Annotated in this window: 25 protein-coding genes; 16 read left to right on the forward strand and 9 right to left on the reverse strand. The window is 64.0% G+C overall.

Annotation, left to right across the window (positions count from 1 at the left end; all coding sequences use genetic code 11):
* Nucleotides 1–52: 52 nt before the first annotated feature.
* The 3 genes from GGR17_RS07335 to GGR17_RS07345 all read right to left on the reverse strand — a co-directional run bounded on the left by GGR17_RS07335 (nt 53) and on the right by GGR17_RS07345 (nt 2,756).
* Entirely contained in the window at nt 53–820 is a 768-nt protein-coding gene (locus GGR17_RS07335) for an SDR family NAD(P)-dependent oxidoreductase (RefSeq protein WP_054540237.1), read from the reverse strand.
* 94 nt (nt 821–914) lie between these two features.
* Nucleotides 915–2,090 (reverse strand): acyl-CoA dehydrogenase family protein, encoded by a 1,176-nt coding sequence (locus GGR17_RS07340; RefSeq protein WP_054540236.1) that lies wholly within the window; start codon nt 2,088–2,090, stop codon nt 915–917.
* A gap of 105 nt (nt 2,091–2,195) precedes the next feature.
* The gene (locus tag GGR17_RS07345; protein WP_052071184.1) at nt 2,196–2,756 is read right to left on the reverse strand and encodes an NADPH-dependent FMN reductase; all 561 of its coding nucleotides are present in this window, start codon (nt 2,754–2,756) and stop codon (nt 2,196–2,198) included.
* Between the two features lie 466 nt (nt 2,757–3,222).
* Here GGR17_RS07345 and GGR17_RS20315 point away from each other — a divergent pair, with 466 nt between their 5' ends.
* The 4 genes from GGR17_RS20315 (at nt 3,223) to GGR17_RS07365 (ending at nt 6,429) form a co-directional block, all read left to right on the forward strand.
* The gene (locus GGR17_RS20315) at nt 3,223–3,537 is read left to right on the forward strand and encodes a 2Fe-2S iron-sulfur cluster-binding protein (protein WP_054540235.1); all 315 of its coding nucleotides are present in this window, start codon (nt 3,223–3,225) and stop codon (nt 3,535–3,537) included.
* A gap of 298 nt (nt 3,538–3,835) precedes the next feature.
* A complete protein-coding gene (locus GGR17_RS07355) occupies nt 3,836–5,062 on the forward strand; it encodes a cytochrome P450 (RefSeq protein ID WP_054540234.1) in 1,227 nt (408 codons plus the stop codon).
* 140 nt (nt 5,063–5,202) lie between these two features.
* The gene (locus GGR17_RS07360; protein ID WP_054540233.1) at nt 5,203–6,036 is read left to right on the forward strand and encodes an NAD(P)-dependent oxidoreductase; all 834 of its coding nucleotides are present in this window, start codon (nt 5,203–5,205) and stop codon (nt 6,034–6,036) included.
* 12 nt (nt 6,037–6,048) lie between these two features.
* Nucleotides 6,049–6,429: a carboxymuconolactone decarboxylase family protein gene (locus GGR17_RS07365; RefSeq protein ID WP_054540232.1), complete on the forward strand. Its 381-nt coding sequence runs from the start codon at nt 6,049–6,051 to the stop codon at nt 6,427–6,429.
* Nucleotides 6,430–6,513: 84 nt separating this feature from the next.
* On the opposite strand, the gene GGR17_RS07370 is transcribed toward GGR17_RS07365, so the two are convergent.
* The 5 genes from GGR17_RS07370 to GGR17_RS07390 all read right to left on the reverse strand — a co-directional run bounded on the left by GGR17_RS07370 (nt 6,514) and on the right by GGR17_RS07390 (nt 11,775).
* A complete protein-coding gene (locus tag GGR17_RS07370; RefSeq protein WP_054540231.1) occupies nt 6,514–7,473 on the reverse strand; it encodes a helix-turn-helix transcriptional regulator in 960 nt (319 codons plus the stop codon).
* A 42-nt stretch (nt 7,474–7,515) separates the two neighbouring features.
* Nucleotides 7,516–9,159 (reverse strand): FAD-dependent oxidoreductase, encoded by a 1,644-nt coding sequence (locus GGR17_RS07375; protein WP_054540230.1) that lies wholly within the window; start codon nt 9,157–9,159, stop codon nt 7,516–7,518.
* A 146-nt stretch (nt 9,160–9,305) separates the two neighbouring features.
* Entirely contained in the window at nt 9,306–10,085 is a 780-nt protein-coding gene (locus GGR17_RS07380) for an SDR family NAD(P)-dependent oxidoreductase (RefSeq protein WP_054540229.1), read from the reverse strand.
* Nucleotides 10,086–10,173: 88 nt separating this feature from the next.
* Nucleotides 10,174–10,488, reverse strand: coding sequence for a 2Fe-2S iron-sulfur cluster-binding protein (locus GGR17_RS07385; RefSeq protein WP_054540228.1), 315 nt, complete (start codon nt 10,486–10,488; stop codon nt 10,174–10,176).
* Nucleotides 10,489–10,506: 18 nt separating this feature from the next.
* The gene (locus GGR17_RS07390) at nt 10,507–11,775 is read right to left on the reverse strand and encodes a cytochrome P450 (protein WP_162231841.1); all 1,269 of its coding nucleotides are present in this window, start codon (nt 11,773–11,775) and stop codon (nt 10,507–10,509) included.
* 341 nt (nt 11,776–12,116) lie between these two features.
* On the opposite strand from GGR17_RS07390, the gene GGR17_RS07395 reads away from it, so the two are divergent.
* The 10 genes from GGR17_RS07395 to GGR17_RS07440 all read left to right on the forward strand — a co-directional run bounded on the left by GGR17_RS07395 (nt 12,117) and on the right by GGR17_RS07440 (nt 21,787).
* Nucleotides 12,117–12,905, forward strand: a complete 789-nt coding sequence (locus GGR17_RS07395) for an SDR family NAD(P)-dependent oxidoreductase (protein ID WP_054540226.1) — start codon at nt 12,117–12,119, stop codon at nt 12,903–12,905.
* 2 nt (nt 12,906–12,907) lie between these two features.
* A complete protein-coding gene (locus GGR17_RS07400; RefSeq protein WP_054540225.1) occupies nt 12,908–14,041 on the forward strand; it encodes a CaiB/BaiF CoA transferase family protein in 1,134 nt (377 codons plus the stop codon).
* A gap of 21 nt (nt 14,042–14,062) precedes the next feature.
* Nucleotides 14,063–14,821 carry an electron transfer flavoprotein subunit beta/FixA family protein gene (locus GGR17_RS07405; protein WP_054537793.1) on the forward strand — a complete coding sequence of 253 codons (759 nt, stop codon included), beginning with the start codon at nt 14,063–14,065 and terminating at the stop codon, nt 14,819–14,821.
* Complete coding sequence (locus GGR17_RS07410) at nt 14,821–15,747, forward strand: electron transfer flavoprotein subunit alpha/FixB family protein (RefSeq protein ID WP_054540224.1); 927 nt, start codon at nt 14,821–14,823, stop codon at nt 15,745–15,747. The genes GGR17_RS07405 and GGR17_RS07410 overlap by 1 nt, the downstream gene beginning before the upstream one ends.
* A 43-nt stretch (nt 15,748–15,790) precedes the next feature.
* On the forward strand, nt 15,791–16,933 hold the full coding sequence (locus tag GGR17_RS07415; protein WP_207642743.1) for an acyl-CoA dehydrogenase family protein: 1,143 nt from the start codon (nt 15,791–15,793) through the stop codon (nt 16,931–16,933).
* A 10-nt stretch (nt 16,934–16,943) separates the two neighbouring features.
* Nucleotides 16,944–17,996: an enoyl-CoA hydratase/isomerase family protein gene (locus GGR17_RS07420; RefSeq protein WP_054540222.1), complete on the forward strand. Its 1,053-nt coding sequence runs from the start codon at nt 16,944–16,946 to the stop codon at nt 17,994–17,996.
* A 29-nt stretch (nt 17,997–18,025) separates the two neighbouring features.
* Nucleotides 18,026–18,907 (forward strand): 3-hydroxyisobutyrate dehydrogenase, encoded by an 882-nt coding sequence (gene mmsB, locus GGR17_RS07425; protein ID WP_054540505.1) that lies wholly within the window; start codon nt 18,026–18,028, stop codon nt 18,905–18,907.
* Entirely contained in the window at nt 18,904–19,677 is a 774-nt protein-coding gene (locus tag GGR17_RS07430) for an enoyl-CoA hydratase (RefSeq protein WP_054540221.1), read from the forward strand. Before mmsB ends, GGR17_RS07430 begins: the two co-directional genes overlap by 4 nt.
* Before the next feature lie 72 nt (nt 19,678–19,749).
* Nucleotides 19,750–20,925: a beta-ketothiolase BktB gene (gene bktB, locus GGR17_RS07435; RefSeq protein ID WP_054540220.1), complete on the forward strand. Its 1,176-nt coding sequence runs from the start codon at nt 19,750–19,752 to the stop codon at nt 20,923–20,925.
* Between the two features lie 82 nt (nt 20,926–21,007).
* On the forward strand, nt 21,008–21,787 hold the full coding sequence (locus GGR17_RS07440; protein ID WP_207642723.1) for an SDR family oxidoreductase: 780 nt from the start codon (nt 21,008–21,010) through the stop codon (nt 21,785–21,787).
* 94 nt (nt 21,788–21,881) lie between these two features.
* Here the strand turns inward: GGR17_RS07440 and GGR17_RS07445 are convergent, their stop codons facing one another.
* Nucleotides 21,882–23,108: an acyl-CoA dehydrogenase family protein gene (locus tag GGR17_RS07445; protein ID WP_054540219.1), complete on the reverse strand. Its 1,227-nt coding sequence runs from the start codon at nt 23,106–23,108 to the stop codon at nt 21,882–21,884.
* Nucleotides 23,109–23,379: 271 nt separating this feature from the next.
* Between GGR17_RS07445 and GGR17_RS07450 the strand changes: the two genes are divergently transcribed.
* Both GGR17_RS07450 and GGR17_RS07455 read left to right on the forward strand, forming a co-directional pair.
* The gene (locus GGR17_RS07450) at nt 23,380–24,963 is read left to right on the forward strand and encodes a phytoene desaturase family protein (protein ID WP_037204822.1); all 1,584 of its coding nucleotides are present in this window, start codon (nt 23,380–23,382) and stop codon (nt 24,961–24,963) included.
* Nucleotides 24,964–24,982: 19 nt separating this feature from the next.
* Nucleotides 24,983–25,210 (forward strand): hypothetical protein, encoded by a 228-nt coding sequence (locus GGR17_RS07455; RefSeq protein ID WP_037204819.1) that lies wholly within the window; start codon nt 24,983–24,985, stop codon nt 25,208–25,210.
* Nucleotides 25,211–25,225: the final 15 nt, after the last annotated feature.

Raw genomic sequence — 25,225 nt, forward strand, 5'->3', positions numbered from 1 at the left:
CGGCACCCGACGCTCGATAGGTCGAATGCACAATTTCAGCGCGGTGGGGCGATCACAGCCGGAAACCACCATCGGCATAGATCGTCTGGCCGGTGACATAGCGCGACTCGTCGCCCGCAAGAAACGCCACGACATCGGCCAGCTCGTCGGCCGAGCCGAAGCGGCGCAGCGCGATGCGCTTGCGCTGGGTTTCCCAGATGTCGGGGGTGTAAAGGTCGCGGATGAATTCCGCCCCCAGCCCGGAATCCATCAGCCCCGGCGCCACGCAATTGGCCCGGATGCCATAGCGCCCTTCCTCACGGGCGATGGCCCGCATCAGCATTTCCATCCCGGCCTTCGGCACGGCCGACAGCGCATCGCCGGGCGGGTAGCTGACCGTTGCGATACTGGTGATGCAGACGAAATTCCCGTGCCCGGCGGCGCGAAAACCCGGCAGGATCGCCGAGACGAAACGCGTCAGCCCCATCAGCTCGATATTGAGAACGCCTTGCCAGTCGGTCTCGGTGATCTGAGACACGAACGGTTGGGCGATATGCGCGCCCGAAGCGAAAATCGCACTGTGCGGCGCGCCTTTCCACGCGGTCGCGGCGGCCACGGCGGCTGTGATCGAGCCCGCGTCGGTGGTGTCCGCCTGCGCGCATTGCGCCATTCCGGGGCCACCTAGTTCGTCGGCCAGGGCCTGCGCGGCGTCGGCGTTGCTGCGATAGGTGAAAAAGACAGGGTGGCCGCGCTGTGCCATGCCAGTGCAGATCGCGCGCCCCAGCCCGCCGGTCCCACCCGTGACAAAGACAGGCTGTGTGGATGTGCCGGTTTCCGTCATGCCACCCCTTTCGTCACGATTTCACCGTAAAACAGCGGCCCCAACGGATTCCATCGGGGCCACTGCCTTGTCTTGCGGCGCTCTCCGGCCGGTGTCAGGTCAGGTAGGACAGCGGCTGTTCCACGCCCCAACGCGCGCGCGAGAAGCTTTGTGCCGGTTCATCCCACGTCAGGTTCGCCTGGAGGCCGGCCATGTGTACGTCGCGGCCAAGGCGGCCCAGCGGATGATCCTCATACATGCCTTTCGCATCGCCCGCGGTCAGCAGACGCTCGGCGGCGCGCACGGCCAGCAGGGCGCCATAGGCCACGTTGCGGCGCGCCTCGGCGCGCTCGGCCTGATCGGGAACGTGGTTCGCTTCGCCCCATTCCTTCATCTGCTGGCAGTTGTGGCGCACATACATCATCGCGGCGGTTACCTCTGCATGCGATTCGGCAAAGCGCATCTGCGCCCCTGCGCTCAGCGCGGCGGATTCGAACGTGTGCAGGTTGATCCGGCCGGTCACCCGCTCTTCGAAGATGTCCAGAACGCCGCGCGCCATGCCGATCGTCGCGCTGAGCAGCAACTGGTTGACCACCAGGTTGAACGGCGCCCGGTAATAGGGATTGTCGGGATAGATCTCGGCGCCCGGGGTCGAGCACATTTTCAGCTGCTCAAGCGACACGAACCGGTGCGGTGGGACATAGGCATCCTTGATCACGATGGATTTGGAGCCGGTGCCGCGCAGGCCCGAGACATACCAGTCGTCCACCACCTCGAAATCGGATTTCGGAATCAGGCACAGCCCGTGCATGGTGATGAAGTGGATCCATTCGGCATAATCGCAACCGCTGGAAAACCGCATCTGGCTGTCGGTGATGCGCCAGCCATCGCCCTCGGGCTCGATGTTCAGCTTGGCCACGGCCGAGGCGGTCGAGGACATGGTGTCGGGATTGGCGTCCCAATATTCGTGCTGCGCCTCCAGCGGCAGATAGCCGACCATGAACTGGTGCCCCGGCCACTGCCCCGCCATCCAGGCCGAGGAACCGCAGCCACGGCCCACTTCCATGCCGATCTCGGCAATGGTGTCGATGCCGAATTCAAAGCCGCCGAACTTGCGCGGCTGCGCGGCGCGCAGCAGCTTGGCATCGCGGAAATCGTTCCAGGTTTCCTGGGGGATCTTGCGAATCTGTTCGCAATGGGCCGCGCGCTCGCGCAAGGTGGGGATCATGTCCCGCGCCGCCCTGATCAGGTCTTCAGGTGTCGTTTGCGAGGAAACAGCCTCAATATTCATTATCTCGCCTCCCATCGTTGTTCCTCCTATCCACAGATTTTGTCATCACAGCGCTTCGTCGGTATTCGCCTTGCGAATGCCTTTCGAAAAAACCGGCGCCGGGGGTCATGCGTAACCAAACCCCATCAACTGCTTTGCCTGGCTCTCGATCATGGTCGAAAGCGCATCGTCGATCAGCTTGCCGTCCGCATCGAACGGCTTTTGCTGCAGGCTGTTCATCGTCACGCCGACCGGAGTCGGCCAGCCGCGCAGGGAACACACGATATCGCGCAGCGAGCTGAGCGTGGTGCCCGTGGCCTGCCAGCCGGCGGCGCTGACCACCAGACCCACCGGGCATCCATCGAGATACACCCGCTTGTCGGTCATCGTGTCCTGCATCAGATCGATGGCATTCTTCACCAGCGCCGAGATACCCGCATGATAGCCGGGCGAGCCGATCACCAACCCGTCGGCCCGGCGCACGCTGTCTATGAAGTGGCGCTGCGCATCGCTGCGTTCTTCGTTTTCGGGGGCGTAGAAGGGCAGGGCCACCAGCTCTTTCGCGCCAAACATCTCGACTTTGGCGCCTTGCCGCGCGCATGCGTCCAGAACCGCACGAACCAGCAGCTCTGTACTGGATCCGCCGCGCGTCGTGCCGCCGATGCCGACAATGAATTTCTCCGTCATGTTCATCCTTCGCCTCATGCCCGGCTCCACGGGCCTTGGGTTGTGGTTCTCGAGGCGACAATACAGGGTCCGGTAAAAACCTGCCCTGCCGAAAGACAGGTCTTTTGAGTCCGGGCCGCACGGGTCCGGCCGGTGGATATGCGCGCGGGTCGCGATCCTGCGCGGCCTGTCTTGAAGCGGTCGGGGCTGCCGCCGGTTCCTGGTGCAATAAATTTGGCGGCGCCCCTTCTTAGGATAGGTCAGCTTCGGCGATGACTGCTGTTTATTGGCCCTGGCCGGACCTGCGCGGATGGATTCCGTGCGGGCAAGACATGGCATGGGGATAGGGCGGGCAGCGCGGATCCGGACGCCGTGCGCCGGGTTCGGGCATCACCGCCCTGAAGCAGGTTGGCGATGGCCGTCAGAAATACGTCGGCGGGGCGCATCGGCGCACCCGTTGGCAGATCGAGAAGCAGAGGAAGAAAACGTGCCGAAAATTACTTATGAGCAACCCGATGGTACGCGCGCGGAACTGGAGGTTGAAGAAGGGATGAGCGTGATGCGTGGCGCTGTCGACAACGGAATTGACGGGATCGTGGCCGAATGCGGCGGTGCCTGCGCTTGCGCGACCTGCCAGGTCGTCATCGGCGCAGAGTGGCGCGACAAGCTGCCGGCGCCGGGGGTTCTGGAAGAAGCCATGCTCGAAGATGTCGAGGGCGATGACCGCCGGCTGTCGTGCCAGATCGAGGTGACGGCGGAGCTTGACGGGATGGTCGTCAAGATCCCGGCCACGCAATACTGAAGGCCGGATCGCCGGGCGCTTTCGGGCCGCGCCCGATGCTGAAACGAAGCAATCCATGCCGCATTGCCCCGGTCGTTGCCGGGCTGAGCGGCGTGGTTGCGCCCGAAGTCCATCCTGCTGCCTCCGCCTCCACGCATTGCACTTGTTTACCGGGCCTGCGGAGCGCCCCGTGCCGGGCCGCGACCTAACCTTGGGTAGGTGTCATTACCGCCGAAACCCGGATTCTGTCCCTGCTTGGTTCCGGGCATGATCAAGAAAACGCCGAAAGCGACGTATGAGCCCAGTGGAGGAGAAAAAAATGGAATTAGACCTGTCACCCAAAGAAGTGGAAATTCCGGCACATGTTCCTGACGAACTTGTGCTGCCGTTTCCGTTCCTTTTCGGCGTAAAGACCAAACAGGACCCGTTTGGCGAGCTTGCCGCGCAGGTGCATGCCGAAACGCCGCCGATCTTCTATTCGAAACACGCTTATCCGGGTGGCACTCCGGCCTGGGTTGTCCGCACCGCGGAAGATCTGAAAACCATTCACTTCGACACTGAGAATTTCTCGAACAAGGGCTTTTCGCCCTTCTCGATGATCATCGGCGAAACATGGAATCTGGTACCGGCCGAATCCGATCCGCCCATTCACGCGCACTATCGCGCTTTCGTCAGCCGGGTGTTCTCTCCGGGCGCCATCGCCAAGCTGGAAGACAAGATCCGTGGCTATGCCCGCGAGTATGTCGAAGGGTTGAAAGACAAGGGCAAATGCGAGTTCATGCGCGATTTCGCCTTCGAATTCCCGATCAAGGTGTTCATGGAACTGATGGGCCTGCCGCAATCGCGGACCAAGCAGTTCCTGGAATGGGAAGAGGCCATGCTGCACAGCCATGACCTTAAAAAGATGGCGGTCGCGACGCGTTCTGTCGTTGATTACCTGCGCGAGGAACTGGCCGACCGCCGCGAGAACCCGACGGACGATCTGTTCACCTACGGGGTGCAGGCCAAGATCGACGGGCGCGAACTGACCGATGACGAACTGGTCGGCTTTACCTTCAACCTGTTCATCGGCGGTCTGGATACGGTTTCGACCCAGATGGGTCTGCAGTTCCTGCACCTGGCCCGCAACCCCGAGCACCAGAAGATGCTGCGCGATGATCCTTCGCTGATCCCCGCGGCCATCGACGAGCTGATGCGCGCCTATCCCGCCGTGACGGTGTTCAAGACCGTGACGCAGCCGTGCGAGTTGAAGGGCGTCAAGTTCATGCCCGGCGACAAGGTGGTGATGTCGGCCACGCTGGCTGGGCGCGATCCGGCTGAATACGATGCCGCCAACGAGATCCGGTTTGACCGGGAATCCGACGGGCACCTGAGCTTTGGCTATGGCCCGCATCTGTGCCTGGGCATGCACCTGGCGCGCCGGGAAATGCGCATCGCGATGGAGGAGTTCCTGCGCGCCGTTCCCGAGTTCCGGCTCAAGGACGGCGTCGAGGTTGAGCACTATCTGGGCATGATCCAGCCCACGGCGGTCGATCTCGTCTGGTAAGCCTCTGGGGGCTTGATCTTCTCCACGCCAAACGCAGCAGATGCGGCAGCAATTGCCGCATCTTTCCACAAGACAAAAAACGCCAGAACGCTGGCGCCGCCCGACTTTGGGCGGGCAGAGACACTTAGGGAGAACTCGGAATGAAAAATGCGGGGGTTATCGGACTTGGCATGATCGGCGGCGGGGTTGCCGTTTGCCTGGCCCGAACCGGTCAGCTTGCGGCGGTCTACGACATCCGGCCGGACGCGGCGGATGCGCTCGAGGGTGTGCCGGCGGTCGTGGCCTCTCCGGCGGAACTGGCCAAGGTTTCGGATACGATCCTGGTCGCGGTGGTCAGCGCCCAGCAGGTGATTGACGTGCTGTCGGGCCCCGACGGGGTGCTGACCCATGCACGCCCCGAGATGACGATCGTGGTTCTGGCCACGGTGTCCTTGACCGAGCTGGAAAGGATCCGCGCCGTGACCGATGCGGCCGGCGTTGGTCTGGTCGATGCCGGTGTGACCGGCGGCTTGAAGGCCAAGGAAGGCGGGTTGGTCAGCATGGTCGGCGGAGACGCGGCCGTGGTTGAACGGATCATGCCGGTTCTGAACGGGTTCTCGCAACACGTCGCGCGCATGGGCGACAGCGGCGCCGGGATGACGGCCAAGATCGCGCGCAACGTGGTGGTCTATGGCACCTATCGCGCCGGTCAGGAAGCCGCCGCGCTGTGTCGGGCGGCCGGTGTCGATATCGCCGTTCTGACCAAGGTGATCGACGAAAGCGCCGAAGGCGTCGGCGGCCCGATGATGCTGGCCAACCGCGCCGACCCGATGACCGATGAGACCGAATTCAGGATCCGTCAGGGCATGAAGCAGCTGATGCTCAAGGATCTGCAGGCGGCCAAGGACATGGCCGGGGATACCGGGATCGAACTGCCTCTGGTCGATCTGAACATCACCGATGCCGACACCCTTGTCGGCACCAAAAAGCCGTAACGGAGAAGTCCCATGAGCAACGACAAGACAACCGATTGGAACAACGGGCTTGAGGTCGTCGATTCCGTCTATGGCGCGGGCGCGTCGGGCATGATGAAGGGGCTGGAAGGCTCGCCTTTCGTCCATGACACCGTCGCCCAGCTTTTCGGTGAGGTCTGGAAGGACCCCACCATCTCGATGCGTGACAAGCGGCTGATGGTGATCGGCGTGACCGCCGGTCTGGGCCGCATGGATCTGATCGAAACACAGATCGCCGGCGCGCTGGCCAATGACGAGCTGTCGGAGGCTGAACTGGCGGAAATTCCGCGCTTTCTGATGTATTACGTGGGGGCGGGCAATGCCTCTGCGGTGTTCCAGGGCATCCAGACGGCGAAAGCCAAGCGCAGGGGATAGGCGCTGCGGCCTTCAAAGCGGCGCCGCCTCGGCCCGCCTGCCAGATCGAACGCCCGGCGGATCGCACGTGATCCCGCCGGGCGTTCAGGTTTCGGGCCCGAAATCGCTGACCACCTCGCTGGCGCGGAAATTGATCGGTGATATGCCGAAATAGCGCTTGAACGCCCGTCCGAAGGCGCCTTCATTCGCGTATCCCACACGCCAGGCCACATCCGACACAGACATCGGGCTTGACCGAAGCAGATCCTGCGCAACGGCCATCCGGACCCCCAGAAGATATTGCGCCGGGGTCTCGCCCATGGTTTCGGCAAAGGTGGTGGCGAAGACGGTGCGCGACATGCCCGCTTCGCGCGCCAGGCTGGCGACGCTCCACTTCTTCTCGGGCGCGCGGTGAATGGCCCGCAGGACAGGCGTGATCCGGAACAGCGCGGCGCGGCCGAAGGTGCGGTCCTTGGCGTGTTCGGATTGGAAGTATTCCTGTATCGCGCGGATGATCGCCGCCTCGGTCATGCGGCGCAGGATCGCCTGATCGCCGGGGTCGGTGGAGTTGCGCAGATCCTCGATGAACCCCGCCATGGTGCGCATCCACGAAACCAGCGCGCCGTCTTCGGCCCGGAAGATCAGCGCGAAGGGCAGCAGCTTGAGCAGCGGATTGGCCCGTTGAACGTCGACCCGGCATATGGCATGGCCGATCGCGGCCCCCTTGCTGTCGGCGCTGCTATAGAGCTTGTGCGGCTTGCCATGCGGGATCAGGCACAGATCGCCAACCTCCAGCATGAATTCGGCGCCGGCGATTTCGATGATGGCGCTGCCCTCGCGCAGCTCATAGCTGAAAACCTCGCCCTGCCCTGAAAACGAAAGCGCCCACGGCGCCGCGTAAGAGGCGGTGAAGAAGGAATAGGTTTCGCAATGGATCGTGTCGAGCAGATCCGGCAGGGCCTCCCAGCTTTTGGATGTGACGGGGCCGCCCGGCTGGGCCTCTGTAACCCCGCCCGCGGTCGCGGACGGGGAGATGTCGATATTCGTCGGCGCCCTGTCTGTCATAGCCTTGCATGATCCCGGCCGGGGGGGCCTGTCAACCGGCCTCTAGCCTGCGTTGGATTGCATCATCGTCTGGGCCGACAGATAGCCTTGCAGCAGTCCGCGCATATTCGCGATGCCGCTGTTATAGCCGCCGCCGATATCCAGCCAGGCCGCCGCGTTTCCAGCGGCAAAAAGGCCAGGCACGCCGTCGCCGCGCGCGTTGACCACGCGGGCGTTTTCGTCCACCCGCAGCCCGGCGCTGGGCACACCCATCACCACCCGCACCAGCGGGACGGCATAGAAGGGGCCGCGCTCCAGCGGGCCGAAGTTGGGGTGCACCGGCATCCGCCCGTCCCCCGTCATCAGCGTGCCCCAGGGGGTTTCGTGGCGGCCGAAATCCGGATCCTCACCGGTTTCGCAGAACCCGTTGAACCGATCGACCTGCGCCTTCAGCCCTTCCGCGTCGATGCCGGTCTTTGCGGCCAGTTCCTCAAGCGTGTCTGCCTGTTCGGCCACGCCTTCGGGCAGAGGCATGCCGGGATAGGACGGCAGCAGCGAATATTTCTCGCGGAAGTTCTCGTCAAAGACCAGCCAGGCGGGCCAGTTCACCAGCGCCTCGCCCTGACCGTCGAAGCGCCAGGCCTTGGTGGCCACATCCGGGTAGAAGGCATCGTTGGCGAACCGCTTGCCGGTCTTGTTGACGATGATCGAATGGGGCTGTCCGGGCACCAGCATCCGCTGGGACATCTTGCCGTAGATTTCTTCGGAGGGCACCTTGTAGCCCACGAAGATCGGCGTCTGCGCGGGCGCGCGTACCGCCACCGGAATGGCGCCCGCATCGGAGGCCAGCGCGAAATGGTCGCCCTCGACCGAGGGGGGGCACATGCTGCCGGCGCCGGGCATGGTTTCGTGCGAGCGCACAAGATCGGCGTTCCAGTCATAGCCGCTGGTGGCCAGAACGACGCCGCGGCGCGTGCGCACGCGGATCACACCCTCGGGGGTGGTGACCTCGGCGCCGACCACGCGGCCCTCTTCGCTGATGATGCGCGTCACCGGGCTTTCGGCCAGAATTTCGACCCCCCGGTCCAGCGCGGCCTTGAGCATCCAGGCCGCCAGCCCGGCGCCCGCACAGCGTTCGTCCTTGCCGATATGCTCGGCCAGAAGGTCACCCACGAACGGGCCCTTGCCGGTCTGCATCGCGTTGAATTCGTTCGAGGTCACATAGCTGTAGCCATGCCCATAGGGCGAGGTCCGGCAGCGCGCGGCCCACTCGCCCAGTTGGGTGGCGTCGAAGGGTTCGACCTCAAGATAGCGGCCCTCGGGTTTCGATCCGGGCAGCTTGGGATAGTAGTAATCAGGCAGGTCGCGGATGACCTGCAGCCGGATCCCGATCCGGTCTTCGAAGAAATCCAGCACTTCGTTGCCGCGCTGGACATAGACGTCGCGCAGCTCTGGGATGGCCAGACCCTGAGACAGGGCCTCCATGTATTCGTTGGTTTCCTCAAGGCTGTCTTCGACGCCGGCCTCTTTGGCATAGCGATTGCCGCCGAACCAGATCTGCCCGGACGAAAGCGCCTGAACGCCACCCAAAAGTTCGTCTTTCTCGGCGACCAGAACGGTGCCACCGAATTCCGCGGCAGCAATGGCGGCCGCCAGCCCGCCGGCGCCCGAGCCGGCGCACAGGACATCAACTTCGCGATCCCACATGGTTTTTCCTCCCGTTTGCGCCGGTCTTGCGATGATCGGTCATCGGTTTCTTCCGGCTGTTCCACCTGGGGCCCTGGTCAGGACTGGGGCCCCAGGTCGTTCGCTTCAGATCGGACCCTCAAGATCGGGGCCCTTGTCCGAAAAGATCAGCGCGCGCTCCAGCCGCCGTCCACGGGCAGCAGGTGGCCGGTCACCATCGACGCCTCGTCCGAGCACAGCCACAGCATTGCTGCGGCCTGTTCCGCGGTTTCGATGGGGCGCTTGATGGCTTGTTCTTCCAGCATGCGGTTGATGATCATCTCGGCGATCTCGGGACCGGCCTTGTAATAGGCTTTGGTCGGCGTGACGCCCGGCGCGATGCAGTTCACCCGTACGCCGCGTTCGGCATACTGGACCGCGGCAAAACGCGTCAGCTGAATCAGCCCCGCCTTGGCCGCCGAATAGGCCGCGCCCGATTCCGGGACAAAGGCCATCCCCGCCAGGGACGAGACATTGACGATGCTGCCGCCGCCGTTCTCGATCATGTGGCCGATCTGGTACTTCATGCCCAGAAAGGCGGTGCGCAGGCAGATCGCCATCGTGCCGTCCCAGCCCTCCAGGCTTTGGGTGTGGAACTCGGGGCCGTGGGCCGCATCGCCGATCGCCTCGCCGATCACGTTGGCGGCGATGTGCAGGCCGCCGAATTTCTGAACGGTGGCGTTCACGATACGGTCGACATCGGCTTCGTTCGTGCCGTCGGCCTGGATGAACTCGACGTCCGCGCCGGCGTCGCGCAGGCGTTTCGCGGCGGCTTCACCGGCTTCGGCATTGATGTCCGAAAGCATGACACGGGCGCCTTCCGTGGCGAAGCCAATCGCGGCAGCCTCGCCAATTCCCCCCGCAGCAGCCGTTACAAGAACAGCCTTCCCGTCAAATCTTTTCTGCATTTGTGTTTCTTTCTTGATGAGAGTGAAAGACACCGGAGAACGCACCGACCTCCTTCGATGCGTTCCCCGGCTGCTTCATTCAAAATGCCTATTCCTCTGGCGCCAGTGTCACCTTGAGGCCATCAAGCGAGTCATCCATCTGGACCTGGCACGACAGACGCGACGTGGGTTTGGTTTCCTCGAGCAGGTCCACCATCTCGGCCTCGATCTCACCTGCTTCGGGCAGTTTCGAGAGCCAGGCTTCATCCACATAGACATGACAGGTGCCGCAGGCCGCGGCCCCGCCGCATTCCGCCGCGATATGGTACCCGGCATCCCTGAGTACATGCATCAGGGACTCCGTCATCGTTACGTCAACTTGCTTCTCCGACCCGTCCCGGTCGGTTACGTTCAAAATAGGCATTCTGTATTCTTCTCCGCCTCAGTTCGTCTGCATCGGAACGCGGTCCGGTGCCATCTCGCCAAACATGCCCTGATAGACAGGATCGAAATCCGGGTCCGCGAGGCGGAGATTCGGGAACCGTGCCATCATCTGTTCCAGGCTCTTGCGGATCACCATGCGGGCAAGCCGGTTGCCGATGCAGTGATGCGCGCCGGCGCCGAAGGTCATGATCGCCTGCGGGTTGCGCTTGATGTCGAACGTCTCAGGCTTGTCATAGACGGCCGGGTCATAGTTGGTCGCCTGGGCGGACGCGAGAACCACCATGTTCTTCGGGATCTTGACGCCGGCAAGCTCGGTGTCGCGGGTGGCATAGCGCGGGAAGGTGAAGAACCCGGTGCTCTGATAGCGCAGGCATTCGGTCACGGCCATGTCGGTCATCGACGGATCGGCCTTGAGCATGTCGAACTGATCGGGGTGACGACCAAGGTTCAGAAGCGCGGTCGCGATGCTGGTTGCGGTGGTGCCAAGGGCCGCGCCGCAGACGGCGTTGATCTGACCGAACAGCTCCTCGTCGGTGAGCTTGTCGTCGTTGTCGCGCGCGTGAACCATCTTGCCGATCATGTCGTTGGTCGGGTTCTTGCGACGATCCTCGAGGATCTCCATCATCACCTGCTGCAGCGCGCCAGCCGATTCCAGGAATTCCTGGGGATAGGGCTCGCCGGGCGCGAGACCCATGATGAGGCCGAAGCTGTCATGCGCACGCTTGAAGGCGTTTTGCTGCTCGGGCGTGAGGTTGAACGCCGCGCCTAGCAGGACATGGCCGATGATGTCACCCGAGAAGTCGCTCATCACCTCGAAGGTGTCGCCGTTCGCCTCGATGGCGTCGAGCTTGGCCTCGATGATCTTCGCAGTCGCTTCCTCCAGCGCCTTGACGCCGGCAGGCATGAATGCGGGCATCATCAGGCGACGGATCCGGGCATGGTCGGCGCCATCCATCTGCGCGACCGCCTTCAGGCCGCCGAAGAAGTCGAAGATCTCGTAGCCGGGGATCGGCGGCATCTCGACCGAGTAGACGTCGGGATTGAGATAGACCTCCTGCGCGTCGGCATAGCGGCCGCAGACGACCACGGGGATGCCGCGGCGGTTGCAGTAGAACGGGCCGCGCTTTGCCCAGTCACGCATATGTTGAATGCCGTTCTGGCGGACGCTTTCCTCGGCCAGGTCAAGATCAATATAGTACTGCTGATCCAGATCCTCGAGCCGGGGGCCGGTGGCCTGTTCGGTCACTGTGTCTAAAGTGGCTTCCATGAAACTTCCTCCCATTTTGCATTGCACTGACGACTGTGCGGAGCATCGGAATATGACCGCAAACATCTTTTTGTCGCAATAACATATATTTTCTCAATGCCGCACACTGTCCAGTGCCGCGCGTTCGGATTGCAAGGCTATTCGTTCGAATAGCGCCGAGACGGGCATGTCCAAGCGGGCGCAAATGCCCACTCACCATGTGTCTCTGCACACCGGCGAGCGCCTTGCTCGTTCTGTCTTTATCACCGGGGTTCACCTGCCGGACACCTATCGCCCGGCAGGTGACCGGCAGGGGGGTTCCGCGCTGTTTGTCGCGCAAAACGCATGGATATGGAGGAATTATGTCGGTCATCGTGACAGGTGCTGCAAGCGGGATCGGACGCGCAACCGCTATAGAATTTGCGAAACACCCCCTGGGCGATCAGGCAAAGCTCGTGCTGGTGGACCGCGACGAGGCGGGTCTTGCGACCCTGACCTCCGAATTGGACGCGCTGGGCGCGGCCTCGGCGACATGCGTGGCCGATCTGATGGACCCAAAGGCGGGCGACGTTGTGGTTTCCGCCACTCTGGCCGCCTTTGACGGTATCGACGCGCTGATCAGCAATGCGGGCGCGATCCACATGGTGCCGTTGGCCGAGATGACGACCGGCCAGTTCGACATGCTGATGAACATCAACGCGCGGGCGACGCTGGTGCTGGGGCAGGCCGCGCGGCCGCATTTGGCAAAGTCGGGCGGTGCGATCATTGCGACGGCCTCGACCGCGGCGGAGAACCCGATCGTCCCGCTGGGGGCCTATAGCGCCAGCAAGGCAGCTCTTGTGATGCTGATGCGGCAGATGGCGGCGGAATGGGGCCCCGAGGGCATCCGCTGCAACTGTGTCTCGCCCGGGCCCACCCATACGGCGATGACGGCGGCTTCTTATGACGACCCCGAGGCGCGGGCGGCGCGCGCCGCCGAGATTCCGCTGGGGCGGGTCGGCTCGCCCGAGGATCTGGCGCGCGCGATCCGCTTTCTGGCCGGGCCGGACGCCAGCCATATCAGCGGGGTGAACCTGCTGGTGGATGGTGGAATCAGCGCAAATATCGCAACATCGAAAAGCAGCGCGGCCAACAAGATCGAGAATAAATAACCATGACCGAGACCCCGAAGGGCCCGCTTGCCGGTATCCGTATTGTCGAGTTCGACGCAATCGGCCCGGTGCCGCTGTGCGCGACGATCCTGGCCGATCTTGGCGCCGATATCGTGCGTCTTGCCCGTGCGGGCGGTCAGGCCGCCTATGCGGATGTGGGCGGGGCGATCCTGCACCGGGGCCGCACCGCCGTCGAACTGAACCTCAAGGACCCGGCCGACCGCGCGGCGGCGCTTGACCTGATCGGCGCGGCGGACGTTCTGATCGAAGGCTTCCGCCCCGGCGTGATGGAGCGGCTGGGCCTGGGCCCCGACGACTGTATGGCGGTGAATCCTGCGCTGATCTACGGCCGGATGACCGGCTGGGGCCAGACCGGCCCGCTGGCGCCGCGTGCCGGGCACGACATCAACTATATTGCCATCGCGGGTGCCCTGGGCACGATGGGCGAGGCCGGCCGCCCGCCAATGCCGCCGCTGAACCTTGTCGGCGATTATGGCGGCGGGGCGATGTTCCTGGCCATGGGCGTGCTCGCGGCGGTGATCGAGGCGCGCAGCTCCGGCAAGGGGCAGGTGGTTGATGCGGCGATGACCGACGGGGTGGCGATGCTGATGAGTCTCTTCATCGCGCTGCGGCAAGGCAGCGGCTGGGGGCCGGAGCGGGAAGCGAACCTGCTCGACGGCGGGATGCCCTTCTATCGCTGCTACGAATGCGCCGATGGCGGTTATGTTGCGGTCGGCGCGCTCGAGCCGCAGTTCTTCCGCGCTTTGCTGGACGGGCTTGGCCTTGATCCGGCGAAATTCCCGCAGATGGACAAGGCGGGCTGGCCCGCGATGCGCGACCGGTTCGCCGCCTGTTTTGGCAGCAAAAGCCGGGATGAATGGGCCGGGGTGTTCGACGGCAGCGATGCCTGTGTGTCGCCGGTGCTGGATCTGCTGGACGCGGCAGATCACCCCCATAACGCGGGGCGCGGCACATTCCTCCGCCACGAGGGGGTCGTGCATCCGGCCCCGGCGCCGCGATTCTCGCGCACTCCGGGGGCGATCCGCCCGGCCGCGACACGGACCGCCGCCGAGATGCTTGCGGTTTGGACGACCGGCCGGTCTTATGGCGCCGACGACGACATAAATTCGAAATGAAGACAATCGAAGGTAGGAAGTATGAAGGTATTGGTACCTGTCAAGCGCGTGATCGACTATAACGTGAAGGTTCGCGTGAAGGCGGACGGGAGCGGTGTCGATCTTGCGAATGTCAAGATGTCGATGAACCCGTTCGACGAGATCGCGGTGGAAGAGGCGATCCGTCTGAAAGAGGCGGGTGTCGCGACCGAGATTGTTGCGGTTTCGATCGGCGTGAAGCAGGCGCAGGAGACGCTGCGCACGGCGCTTGCGATGGGCGCCGATCGCGCCATTCTTGTGGTGGCCGCCGATGACGTGCATCAGGACATCGAGCCGCTGGCGGTGGCCAAGATCCTCAAGGGCGTGATCGACGCCGAGGAGCCCGGTCTGGTGATCGCGGGCAAGCAGGCGATCGACAATGACATGAACGCGACCGGCCAGATGCTGGCGGCGCTGCTGGGCTGGGGCCAGGCGACCTTCGCCTCGGAGCTGACGGTCGAGGGCGATCATGCCACCGTCACCCGCGAGGTCGATGGCGGGCTGCAGACCATCAAGGTCACGCTTCCGGCGATCGTCACCGCGGATCTGCGGCTCAACGAGCCGCGCTATGCGTCGCTGCCCAACATCATGAAAGCCAAGAAGAAGCCGATGGAGGAAAAGACGGCGGCCGATTACGGCGTCGATGTCACGCCGCGCCTGCAGGTGGTCGGCACCGCCGAACCCGCCGCGCGCCAGGCCGGCGAAATGGTCGGCTCGGTGGACGAGCTGGTGGCGAAACTCAAAGCGGCGGGAGCGATCTGATGGCTGTACTTCTTCTGGCGGAACTCACGGGCGGCGCCCTGGCCGTGGACGCGACCGCAAAGGCGCTGAGCGCCGCGAAACAGCTGGGCGATGTGACGGTTCTGTGCGCTGGCGCCTCCTGTGCGGATGCGGCCGGGGCCGCGGCGGAACTTGATGGCGTGGCACGGGTGCTCTGCGCCGATGATGCGATCTATGGCAACGGTCTGGCCGAACCGGTCGCCGCTCTGATCGTCAGCCTGGCGGGGGAGTATGAACATTTCGTTGCCCCGGCCACGGCGAGCGCGAAAAACATCATGCCGCGGGTGGCGGCGCTTCTGGATGTGATGGTGATTTCCGATGTGTCGGGCGTGGTTTCGGGCGATACGTTCGAGCGGCCGGTCTATGCCGGCAACGCGATCCAGACGGTGAAATCGACGGATGCGAAAAAGGTGCTGACGATCCGCACCTCGACCTTCGACGCGGCGGGCGCGGGCGGTTCGGCGGCTGTCGAGCCCATCGGCGCGGCGGCCGATCCGGGCCTTTCGGAATGGGTGGAAGACAAGGTCGCCGCCTCCGACCGGCCCGAGCTGACCTCGGCCGGCGTGGTGGTCTCGGGCGGGCGCGGCGTGGGTTCGGAAGAGAATTTCGCGCTGATCGAGCAGCTGGCCGACAAGCTGGGCGCCGCCGTTGGCGCCTCGCGCGCGGCGGTCGATTCGGGCTATGCGCCGAACGACTGGCAGGTGGGCCAGACCGGCAAGGTGGTGGCCCCGGCGCTCTATGTCGCGGTCGGCATCTCGGGCGCGATCCAGCACCTCGCCGGCATGAAGGACAGCAAGATCATCGTCGCCATCAACAAGGACGAAGACGCCCCGATCTTCCAGGTCGCCGATTACGGCCTCGTCGCCGATCTCTTCAAGGCAGTACCAGAGCTGATCGACAAGCTGTAAGAAGGGGCGGTATCTACGGCGAAGCAGGAGGAGGGCGCGCATGATAGACTTCACACCCAGCGAGGATCAACTGGCATTTCGGGAGATGGCGGAGGGGTTCGCGCTGAACGAGTTGCGGCCCAACGCCATCGAATGGGACGAAGCCAAACATTTCCCCACCGATGTTCTGGCGCAGGCCGGGGCCCTGGGTCTGGGCGCGATCTACACGCGCGACGACGTGGGCGGGTCGGGGCTTGGCCGGGTGGATTCGGTGATGATCTTCGAGGCCCTGGCGAAGGGTTGCCCGACGATCGCGGCCTATATCTCGATCCACAACATGTGCTGCTGGATGATCGACACCTACGGCACCGGAGACCAGCGCGCCGCCTGGTGCCCGAAGCTGGCCACGATGGACACGCTGGCCAGCTATTGCCTGACCGAACCGGGCGCGGGCTCGGACGCCTCGGCGCTGAGCACGCGGGCGGTGAAGGATGGCGACGATTACCTGCTGACGGGTCAGAAGCAGTTCATCTCGGGGGCGGGCACCTCGGATGTCTATATCGTGATGGCGCGCACGGGCGATGCGGGGCCGGGGGGGATCTCGGCCTTTCTGGTGGAGAAGGACACGCCCGGCCTGAGCTTTGGCGCGAATGAACGCAAGATGGGCTGGAACGCCCAGCCCACGCGCACGGTGAACATGGATAATATGCGCGTGCCCGCGGCCAACATGCTGGGGGCCGAGGGCAAGGGGTTCAACATCGCGATGTCGGGGCTGAACGGCGGGCGCATCAACATCGCGGCCTGTTCGCTTGGGGGCGCGCAGGCGGCGCTGGATGCCACCGTTGCCTACATGCGCGACCGCAAGGCCTTTGGCAAAGCGCTGATCGCGATGCCGACGCTGCAGTTCCGGCTGGCCGAGATGGCGACCAAGGTGGAAGTGGCGCGCACGATCCTGTGGCGCGCGGCCTCCAGCCTGGATGCCAAGGCCCCCGAGGCCACGACGCTGTGCGCCATGGCCAAGCAGTTCGTGACGGACGAATGTTTCAACGTCGCCAATGACGCGTTGCAGCTGCATGGCGGCTATGGCTACCTGAGCGAATACGGGATCGAGAAGATCGTGCGCGACCTGCGGGTGCATCAGATTCTGGAAGGCACGAACGAGATCATGCGGCTGATCGTGTCGCGGTCTGTGATCGCGGAAAACTGAAGGGCGGAAAATGAGTGAAGAACCGGTAATCATCAGCCGCGAGGGCAGCCTGGGCCGGCTGCACCTGAACCGTCCGAAGGCGATCAACAGCCTGACGCTCGAGATGGTCCGGCTGATCGACAAGGGCCTGACCGAGTTCGAGGGGGATGACAGCATCGCAAGCGTGCTGATCACTGGCGAGGGCGAGCGCGGCCTGTGCGCCGGCGGCGACATCATCGCACTTTACGAGTCGGGCAAGGCCAAGACGCCCGATGCGGAACGGTTCTGGGCCGAGGAATATGTGCTGAACGCGCGTATCGCCGCCTATCCCAAGCCCTATGTGGCCTTCATGGACGGGATCACGATGGGCGGCGGCGTCGGCGTGTCGGCCCATGGCAGCCACCGGATCGTCACCGACCGTACCCGCCTGGCCATGCCCGAAACCGGCATCGGGTTCTTCCCTGATGTGGGCGGGACCTGGATTCTGGGCCGCGCGGCGGGCGAGGTCGGCACCTATATCGGGCTGACCGGCGCCAGCTTCGGCGCGGCCGATGCGATCTATGCGGGCTTTGCCGACTATTACATGCCGGCGGGCAAGCTGGGCGATCTGGCCGCCGCCCTGGCGGGCCTGCCCGCAGACGCGGGCGGGTCAGAGGTGGACGCGGCGATCAAGGGGCTGGCAGAGGGTGCGCCAGGCGCGACCATCGCGGAAAATCGCGCCGCCATTGATGCGGCTTTCGCGGCGGATACGGTCGAAGAGATCATCGCCGCGCTCGAGGCGCAGGGCACCGAATTCGCGCAAAAGACGCTCAAGACCCTTGGCCAGAAATCGCCCACCAGCCTGAAGATCACCCTTGGCCTGCTGCGCGCGGCGCGCGGCAGCAAGGACCTGAAGGAATGTCTGGACCGCGAGTTCGCTGCCACGGGCCTCATTCTTGAAGGCCCCGATTTCTACGAAGGCGTGCGCGCGGCCGTGATCGACAAGGACCGCAACCCCACATGGGTGCCCGCCACGCTGGCCGAGGCAAAGGCGCCCGATCTGGGCGCGCTCGCCGCGGCCCATGACACACTTTTCAACAGCTAAACCCATCGAGGGAGGACAACGGCATGACCATGACAATCGCATTTATCGGCCTTGGCAACATGGGCGGCCCGATGGCCGGAAACCTGATCAAGGCGGGGCATAGCGTCAACGGGTTCGACCTGTCGGAGGCGGCGCGCGCCGCCGCCGCCGAGCGCGGCGTATCGCCCTTCGAGGATATGGCCGCCGCCGTCACCGGCGCCGATGCCGTGATCACCATGTTGCCCAATGGCGGGCTGGTGAAGAAGGTCTGGGCCCAGATCGCCGAAACCGTCGCCCCGGGCACGATCATGATCGACAGCTCGACCATCGACGTGGACAGCGCCATCGCCGCCCATGCGATGATGGCCGAAAAGGGCTGCCTGACGCTGGATGCGCCCGTCTCGGGCGGCACCGGCGGGGCCGAGGCCGGCACGCTGACCTTCATGGTCGGCGGCAGCGACGACGCCATCGCCAAGGGGCGCGAAGTGCTTGAGCCCATGGCGGGCCGCGTGGTGCCCTGCGGCGGCGCAGGCGCCGGGCAGGCGGCGAAAATCTGCAACAACATGCTTCTGGGCATTTCCATGATCGGCGCGGCCGAAGCCTTTGCCCTGGGGGAAAAGCTTGGGCTGGAGCATCAGGCGCTGTTCGACGTGATCTCGACCTCTTCGGGGCAGTGCTGGTCGGTCAACACCAATTGCCCGGTGCCGGGTCCGGTGCCGACATCGCCCGCCAACAACGGTTACAAGCCCGGCTTTGCGGCGGCGCTCATGCTCAAGGATCTGCGCCTGGCGCAAGAGGCGGCCCTGTCGCGCGGCGCGCAAATCCCGCTGGGCGCGGAGGCGGCGCAGATGTTCGGCCTGTTTGAATCGCTGGGCCATGGCGGCGAGGATTTCTCGGGCATCATCAACTTCCTGCGCGGGGCTGATAAATGACTTATGAAACCATCCTGACTGAACAGAAGGGCCGGGTTCTGCTGATCACGCTGAACCGGCCCAAGGCGCTGAACGCGCTGAACACGCAGCTCTCGCACGAGCTGATCGACGCGCTGACCAAGGCCGACGACGATGACGGCGTGGGCTGCATCGTGATCACCGGGTCGCAAAAGGCGTTTGCCGCCGGGGCCGACATCAAGGAAATGCAGAACCAGTCCTACATGGACATGCACGGCACCGATTTCTTCGGCCAGTGGGACAAGGTGGCGACCCTGCGCAAACCCACGATCGCGGCGGTGTCGGGCTATGCGCTTGGCGGCGGCTGCGAACTGGCGATGATGTGCGATTTCATCCTGTGTTCGGACAGTGCCAGGTTCGGCCAGCCCGAGATCAAGCTGGGCGTGATGCCCGGCATGGGCGGATCGCAGCGCCTGACCCGCCTGATCGGTCAGGCCAAGGCGATGGAGATGTGCTTTACCGGCCGCATGATGGACGCCGAAGAAGCCGAGCGCGCAGGCCTTGTCAGCCGTGTGATCCCCGCGGACGATTTGCTGGACGAGGCGCTGAAAACCGCCGACACGATCGCCAACATGGCCTTGCCCGCGCTGATGAGCATCCGCGACGCCATTCGCCGCACGCAGGAAATGCCCCTCACCGAAGGCGTCCGCTTCGAACGCCGCGTGTTTCACGCGCTCTTCGCCACCGACGACCAGAAAGAGGGCATGGCCGCATTCGTGGAAAAACGAGAGCCGCAGTTTACCCATAAATAGTCCCGCCCGCGCGGAGGCCCGGCCCCGACCGCAGGGGCCGCTATCCGCCGGCTGCCACAAGGAGACCCAAGCATGAACGATATCGTCATTCTCGACGGTGCCCGCACCGCAATCGGCACATTCGGCGGTGCGCTCGCATCTGTCCCGCCCACCGCCCTGGGCGCCCATGTGGCGCGCGCGGCCATGGATCGCGCCGGGGTCGAGCCCGGCCAGATCGGCCACGTGGTGATGGGGCATGTGATCAACACCGAACCGCGCGACATGTACCTGTCGCGCGTCACCGGCATCGAGGCGGGCATTCCGGATCATGTGCCGGCGATGAACGTGAACCGGCTCTGCGGTTCGGGGCTTCAGGCCATGGTTTCCGCCGCACAGTCGCTGATGCTGGGCGAGGCCGAATTCGCCCTGGCCGGGGGCGCCGAAACCATGTCTCGAGGGCCGCATATCCTGCCCGCCGTCCGCTTCGGCCAGAAGATGGGCGACACCAGCGCGATCGACATGATGATCGGCACGCTGACCTGCCCGTTCGGCACGGGCCACATGGGCGTCACCGCCGAAAACGTCGCGCGCGAACATCAGATCAGCCGCGAGGAACAGGACGCCTTCGCGCTGGAAAGCCAGCGCCGCGCGCGCGCCGCCATCACCGAGGGCCGCTTTGCCAGCCAGATCGCGCCCATCGACGTGAAGGTCAAGCGCGATATGGTGGCCTTTGACACCGACGAACATCCCAAGGACACCACGGCCGAGGCTCTGGCCGGATTGCGCCCGGCCTTCCAGAAGGGCGGCACAGTGACGGCGGGCAACGCCTCGGGGATCAACGATGGCGCGGCCGCGCTGGTGCTGGCCACGGCGGATGCGGCGGCCAGGGCGGGGCTGAAGCCGCGCGCGCGTATTTTGGGGTATGCCCATGCAGGTGTGCGCCCCGATGTCATGGGCATCGGCCCCGTGCCCGCGGTGAGCAAGCTGCTGGAAAAGCTTGGCATGACGGCGGATCAGTTCGACGTGATCGAAAGCAACGAAGCCTTCGCCGCCCAGGCCTGCGCCGTGGCCAAAGAGCTTGGCCTGAACGGTGACAAGGTCAACCCCAACGGCGGCGCCATCGCGCTTGGCCACCCGGTGGGCGCCACCGGCGCGATCATCGCCATCAAGGCGCTCTATGAGCTGGAGCGCATCGGCGGCGGCAAGGCCCTTTGCACCATGTGCATCGGCGGCGGTCAGGGCATCGCCGTGGCCTTCGAGACGATGTGATCCATCCTCATCGCGGAGCCGCCCCCCGAAAGGGCCGGCGGCTCCGCTCCAAATGTTCTGTTCGGTTTCCGGAGACCCCCCAATGATTGATCCCGCCCAAATGTTTTCCATCAACGGCCGCGTCGCGCTTGTGACCGGTGCCAGCAGCGGGATCGGCCGTATGATCGCAACCGGGCTCGCCGCCTGCGGCGCGCGCGTCTATGCCTGCGCCCGCACCGCCGCGCGGCTGGAAGAAGCGGTTGCCGAGATCAGGCAAGAGACTTCGGGCGACGTCATCGCGCTGCCGGGCGACGTTTCGACCGTTGCCGGCATCGAGGCACTGGTGGCCGAACTGTCGAACCACGAAAAGCAGGTCGACATTCTGGTCAACAACGCCGGGACGATCTGCGAAGCGCCGATTGACGAGTACCCTGAGGATGGCTGGGACAGCGTGCTGTCGCTGAACCTCAAAAGCTGCTTTTTCCTGACGCAGAAGCTGTTGCCGCTGATGCGTGCGGGCGCGACAGGGGAACGCCCCTCGACCGTGATCAACATCGGGTCGGTGGGTGCGCTGCGGATCGGCCCGAAAGAGACCTATGCCTATGCCGCCGCCAAGGCCGGGCTGCACCACCTGAGCAAATCCATGGCCAAACGCCTGGCCCCCGAGAACATCACCATCAACAGCATCGCGCCGGGCTTCTTCCCCTCGGACATGACGCAGATCACATCGGACGAGATGCACGACATGCTGATCCAGATGGTCCCGCGCCGCCGGGTCGGGCAGCCGCTGGATCTGGCCGGGCTGGCCGTCTTCCTGGCCTCGCCGGCGGCGTCTTACATGACGGGAACGGTCATCCCGGTCGAAGGCGGAATGTCGCTGTAACCTGCGGCTGGCGGTGCAGGGAAAACGAAAAAGACCGGCCGAATATCCCGGCCGGTCTTTTTAGTTGCATCGGGCGTATTGGCTGGCTGTGGGGTCAGTAGGCGCCCACGGGCGTGATGTTCGGCAACGCGCCCAGATTGTCGCGGCCATAGATCTCATAGCCGATCATCGGAACGTTCTGGATGTGGCGCAGGCCCACGTGAATGTCGCGCCAGTAGCGCTGAAGCGGGTTGCTGAAGGCGAAGGCCGAGGAGGTCGAGATGAACATGATCTTCTCGATCGAGGCGTGGATCAGCTCGACGATCTGGGCGCATTGCGCGCGCTGTTTCGAGCAGACCGCGACATCCGGCTTCGTACCCTGAAGCGCGATCCCGTCCAGCGTGTCCAGCGCATCAAACAGCAGCGTTTCGGCCGAGTCGAGCTGTGCGGCGACCTTGCCCAGATCATGCAGGTAGACAGCCGAATCCAGACGCGTCTTGAACATCGTCGTCACCACGGGTTTCTTCTTGGACTCCGCCTCGCAGATCTCCTGCATCTTGCGCGCCGCGCCCAGAAGCTGCGCCAGACCGGTTGCCCGCACGCTGGGCACCGGGGCCAGCCAGTCCGAGGCGGCGCCGAAATGCCGCTTGCCCGGCACGATCGTGCCATAGGGCTTGTCCATCGTGACGATCAGGTGCTCGGGCACGAACACATCATTGGCGCAGGTGGTGTCAGAGCCGGTCGCCTGCATGCCGGTCACGTACCAGCTATCCTTGATCGTGACCTGATCCATCGGGATATAGGCCATGCTGATGCCGGGCGCTGTCGGCACGTCGTCGCCTTCGAACAGGATGCCGCATTGCGCCCAGTTGGCCTGGCGCGAGCCCGACGAATAGGGCCAGGCACCGGTGACCTTGTAGCCGCCCTCGACCCGCACGGCCTTGCCCGGGGGGTTGTAGGCGCCGCAGACATTGGTGGGGCCGTTGGCGAACAGCTCATCCTGAATCGCATCCGACGCCAGCGAGGAAATCCAGCTCGTGCCGTTGATGATCTGCAGCACCCACGACATCGACGGATCACCCTTGCCGATCTCCATCTGGATACGCGCGAACGAGCTCAGCGACAGGCCGACACCACCCAGCCGCTCGGGCAGCAGCAGCGAAAAGGCGCCCATCTCGCGGAACGCGTCTTCCACGGCCTTGGTCGGGCTGCGCAGCTCGTTGGCCTCGGCCGCTTTCTCCTCCAAAAGGGGCTGCAGGGCTATCGCCTGATCCAGAAGGCCGGGCAGCTTGTGGTCGGCAAACGGGGTCGGTTTGGTATCCGCTTTCAAAAGAGTCGCCATTTTTTCCTCACATTTCGTAGTGTCAGTCGATGACCTAATTCGCGTGTTTTTCTTGTTTCGCATGTAAATCGGAGCGGCTCCCCTATCGACCGACAGGAACGGAGACAAAACCTGAGCCTCCCGGGCTTGCGTTTCCGAAGGCGCCACATCGCCTGCATCATGTGGTCTGGCGTGCTGGCTTCTACCTATCTTTCGAGAGGTTAACCGGGGCCGCTCTCTGGTATCAGGTCCGCTTGAGCAACAGGGCGTTCTGTACGGGAGGAGAAAGCTTATGGGCAATTCGTATGATGTGGTCATCGCCGGGGGCGGCCATAACGGCCTGATCGCGGCGTGTTATCTGGCCAAAGCGGGTCAATCCGTCTGCGTGCTGGAGCGCAATGACATCATCGGTGGCGGCGTGATGACCAGGGAAAACACGCTTCCCGGTTTCAAGCACGATCTGCATTCGATCGCCCACACGATGATTCAGGCAAACCCGCTGATTCTGAATGACGAGCTGGGCCTGAAATCGAAATACGGCCTCGAATATGTGAATCCCGACAAGATGACCGCCGTGGTGTTCGACGACGGCGATGTGCTTGAATTCCACACCGGGATGGAAGAGACCGCTGCGTCGATCGCCAAGATTTCCCCCCGCGACGGCGAGGCTTACCGCAAGTTCAACGAAACCGTGTTCGCCGCGCTGGATATGCTTGTGATGGGCATGTTCTCGATTCCGCCGACCCCCGGCATGCAGGCCGCGATGATGGATGCCAGCCCCCAGGGGCGCGAACTGATGCGGCTGCAGTCGATCAGCTCGTGGGATCTGATCTGCGAATGGTTCGAGCATCCCAAGATTCGCATCGCGCTGGCCCGCTATGCGTCGGAAGCGATGACCAATCCGTTCGACAACGGCACCGGCTTCGGTTTCTACATCATCCTGCCCTACATGCACCGCTACGGCTCGGGTATCCCGGTCGGCGGGTCCTGGGCGCTGATGGACGCGCTGGGCAAGTGCTTTGCCGATCATGGCGGCGAAGTGCGCGTGAACAGCACGATCAAGGAATTCAAGATCGAGGGCGACAAGGCCACCGGCGTCATTCTGGAAGACGGCACCGAGATCACCGCCAAGACAGGCGTGATCTCGACCCTGCACGTCAAGCAGGTGTTCCCGCACATGGTTCAGGGCACGGAACTGCCGGATATGTTCCAGCATCATATCGACACGCTGAAACTGGCCGATTTCCAGCCTTTCGTCATTCAGCTGGCGCTGAAGGAAGAGCCGAAATACAAGGTCGGCCCGATGGTCGACGATTACTTCTGGGTCGAGCGGTCGCATTCCGACGTCGAGGAATTCCAGCAGGCGTTCCGCGATCTGGAATATGGTTATCCCAAGCGTGACTTCGCCGCCTATGTCGGCCAGCACCGCGTCGATCCCTCGCGTGTGCCCGAAGGCAAGAGCGCGATGCACATCTATGCCTTCGCGCCCTATAACCTCAAGGACGGCGGCCCCGAGAAATGGGACGAGATCGGCGCCGAGGTTGCGCAGGGTTTCATCGAGGACATGCGCAAGTTCACCACCAACATGGGTGACGACAATATTCTGGGAATGGAGTTCCACACGCCGCTGGATCTCGAGCGTCACGATACCTCGATGATCGGTGCCGACATCGGGCATCTGGGGCTGTTCTCGTGGCAACTGGGCGGGATGCGCCCTGTACCGGGCTATGCCCAGTATAAATCGCCGATCGACAAGCTGTACCTGTCGGGGTCATGCACCCACCCGGGTGGCGGCGTGACAGGCGGGCCGGGGCGCAACGTGGCCCAGGTGGTTCTGGAAGACCTCGGGATCGACTTCGACGAGCTTATCGGCTGAGCAGGGCGTACCAAAGCGAATGAAAGTACATAGCAAAGACGGAATCGAGATGATGGACGTGAAGTCCATCGACAAGCAGGGCGACGTTCTGGTGGTCAAGGGCAAGATGATGGGGTCGATGCCGGCCACCATCCACATCGGGCCCGACGCCATATGGGAATCGTTCAAGATGCTGTCCTGGAAAACCCGTTTCGGCCTTGTCGGAATGCTGATCAAGGGCGCCCTGGGCGGCAAGAAGAAGGGCTGAGCCCAGGGCGTCCTT

This window comes from Actibacterium naphthalenivorans, from assembly GCF_014196965.1.
Lineage (GTDB): Bacteria > Pseudomonadota > Alphaproteobacteria > Rhodobacterales > Rhodobacteraceae > Actibacterium_A > Actibacterium_A naphthalenivorans.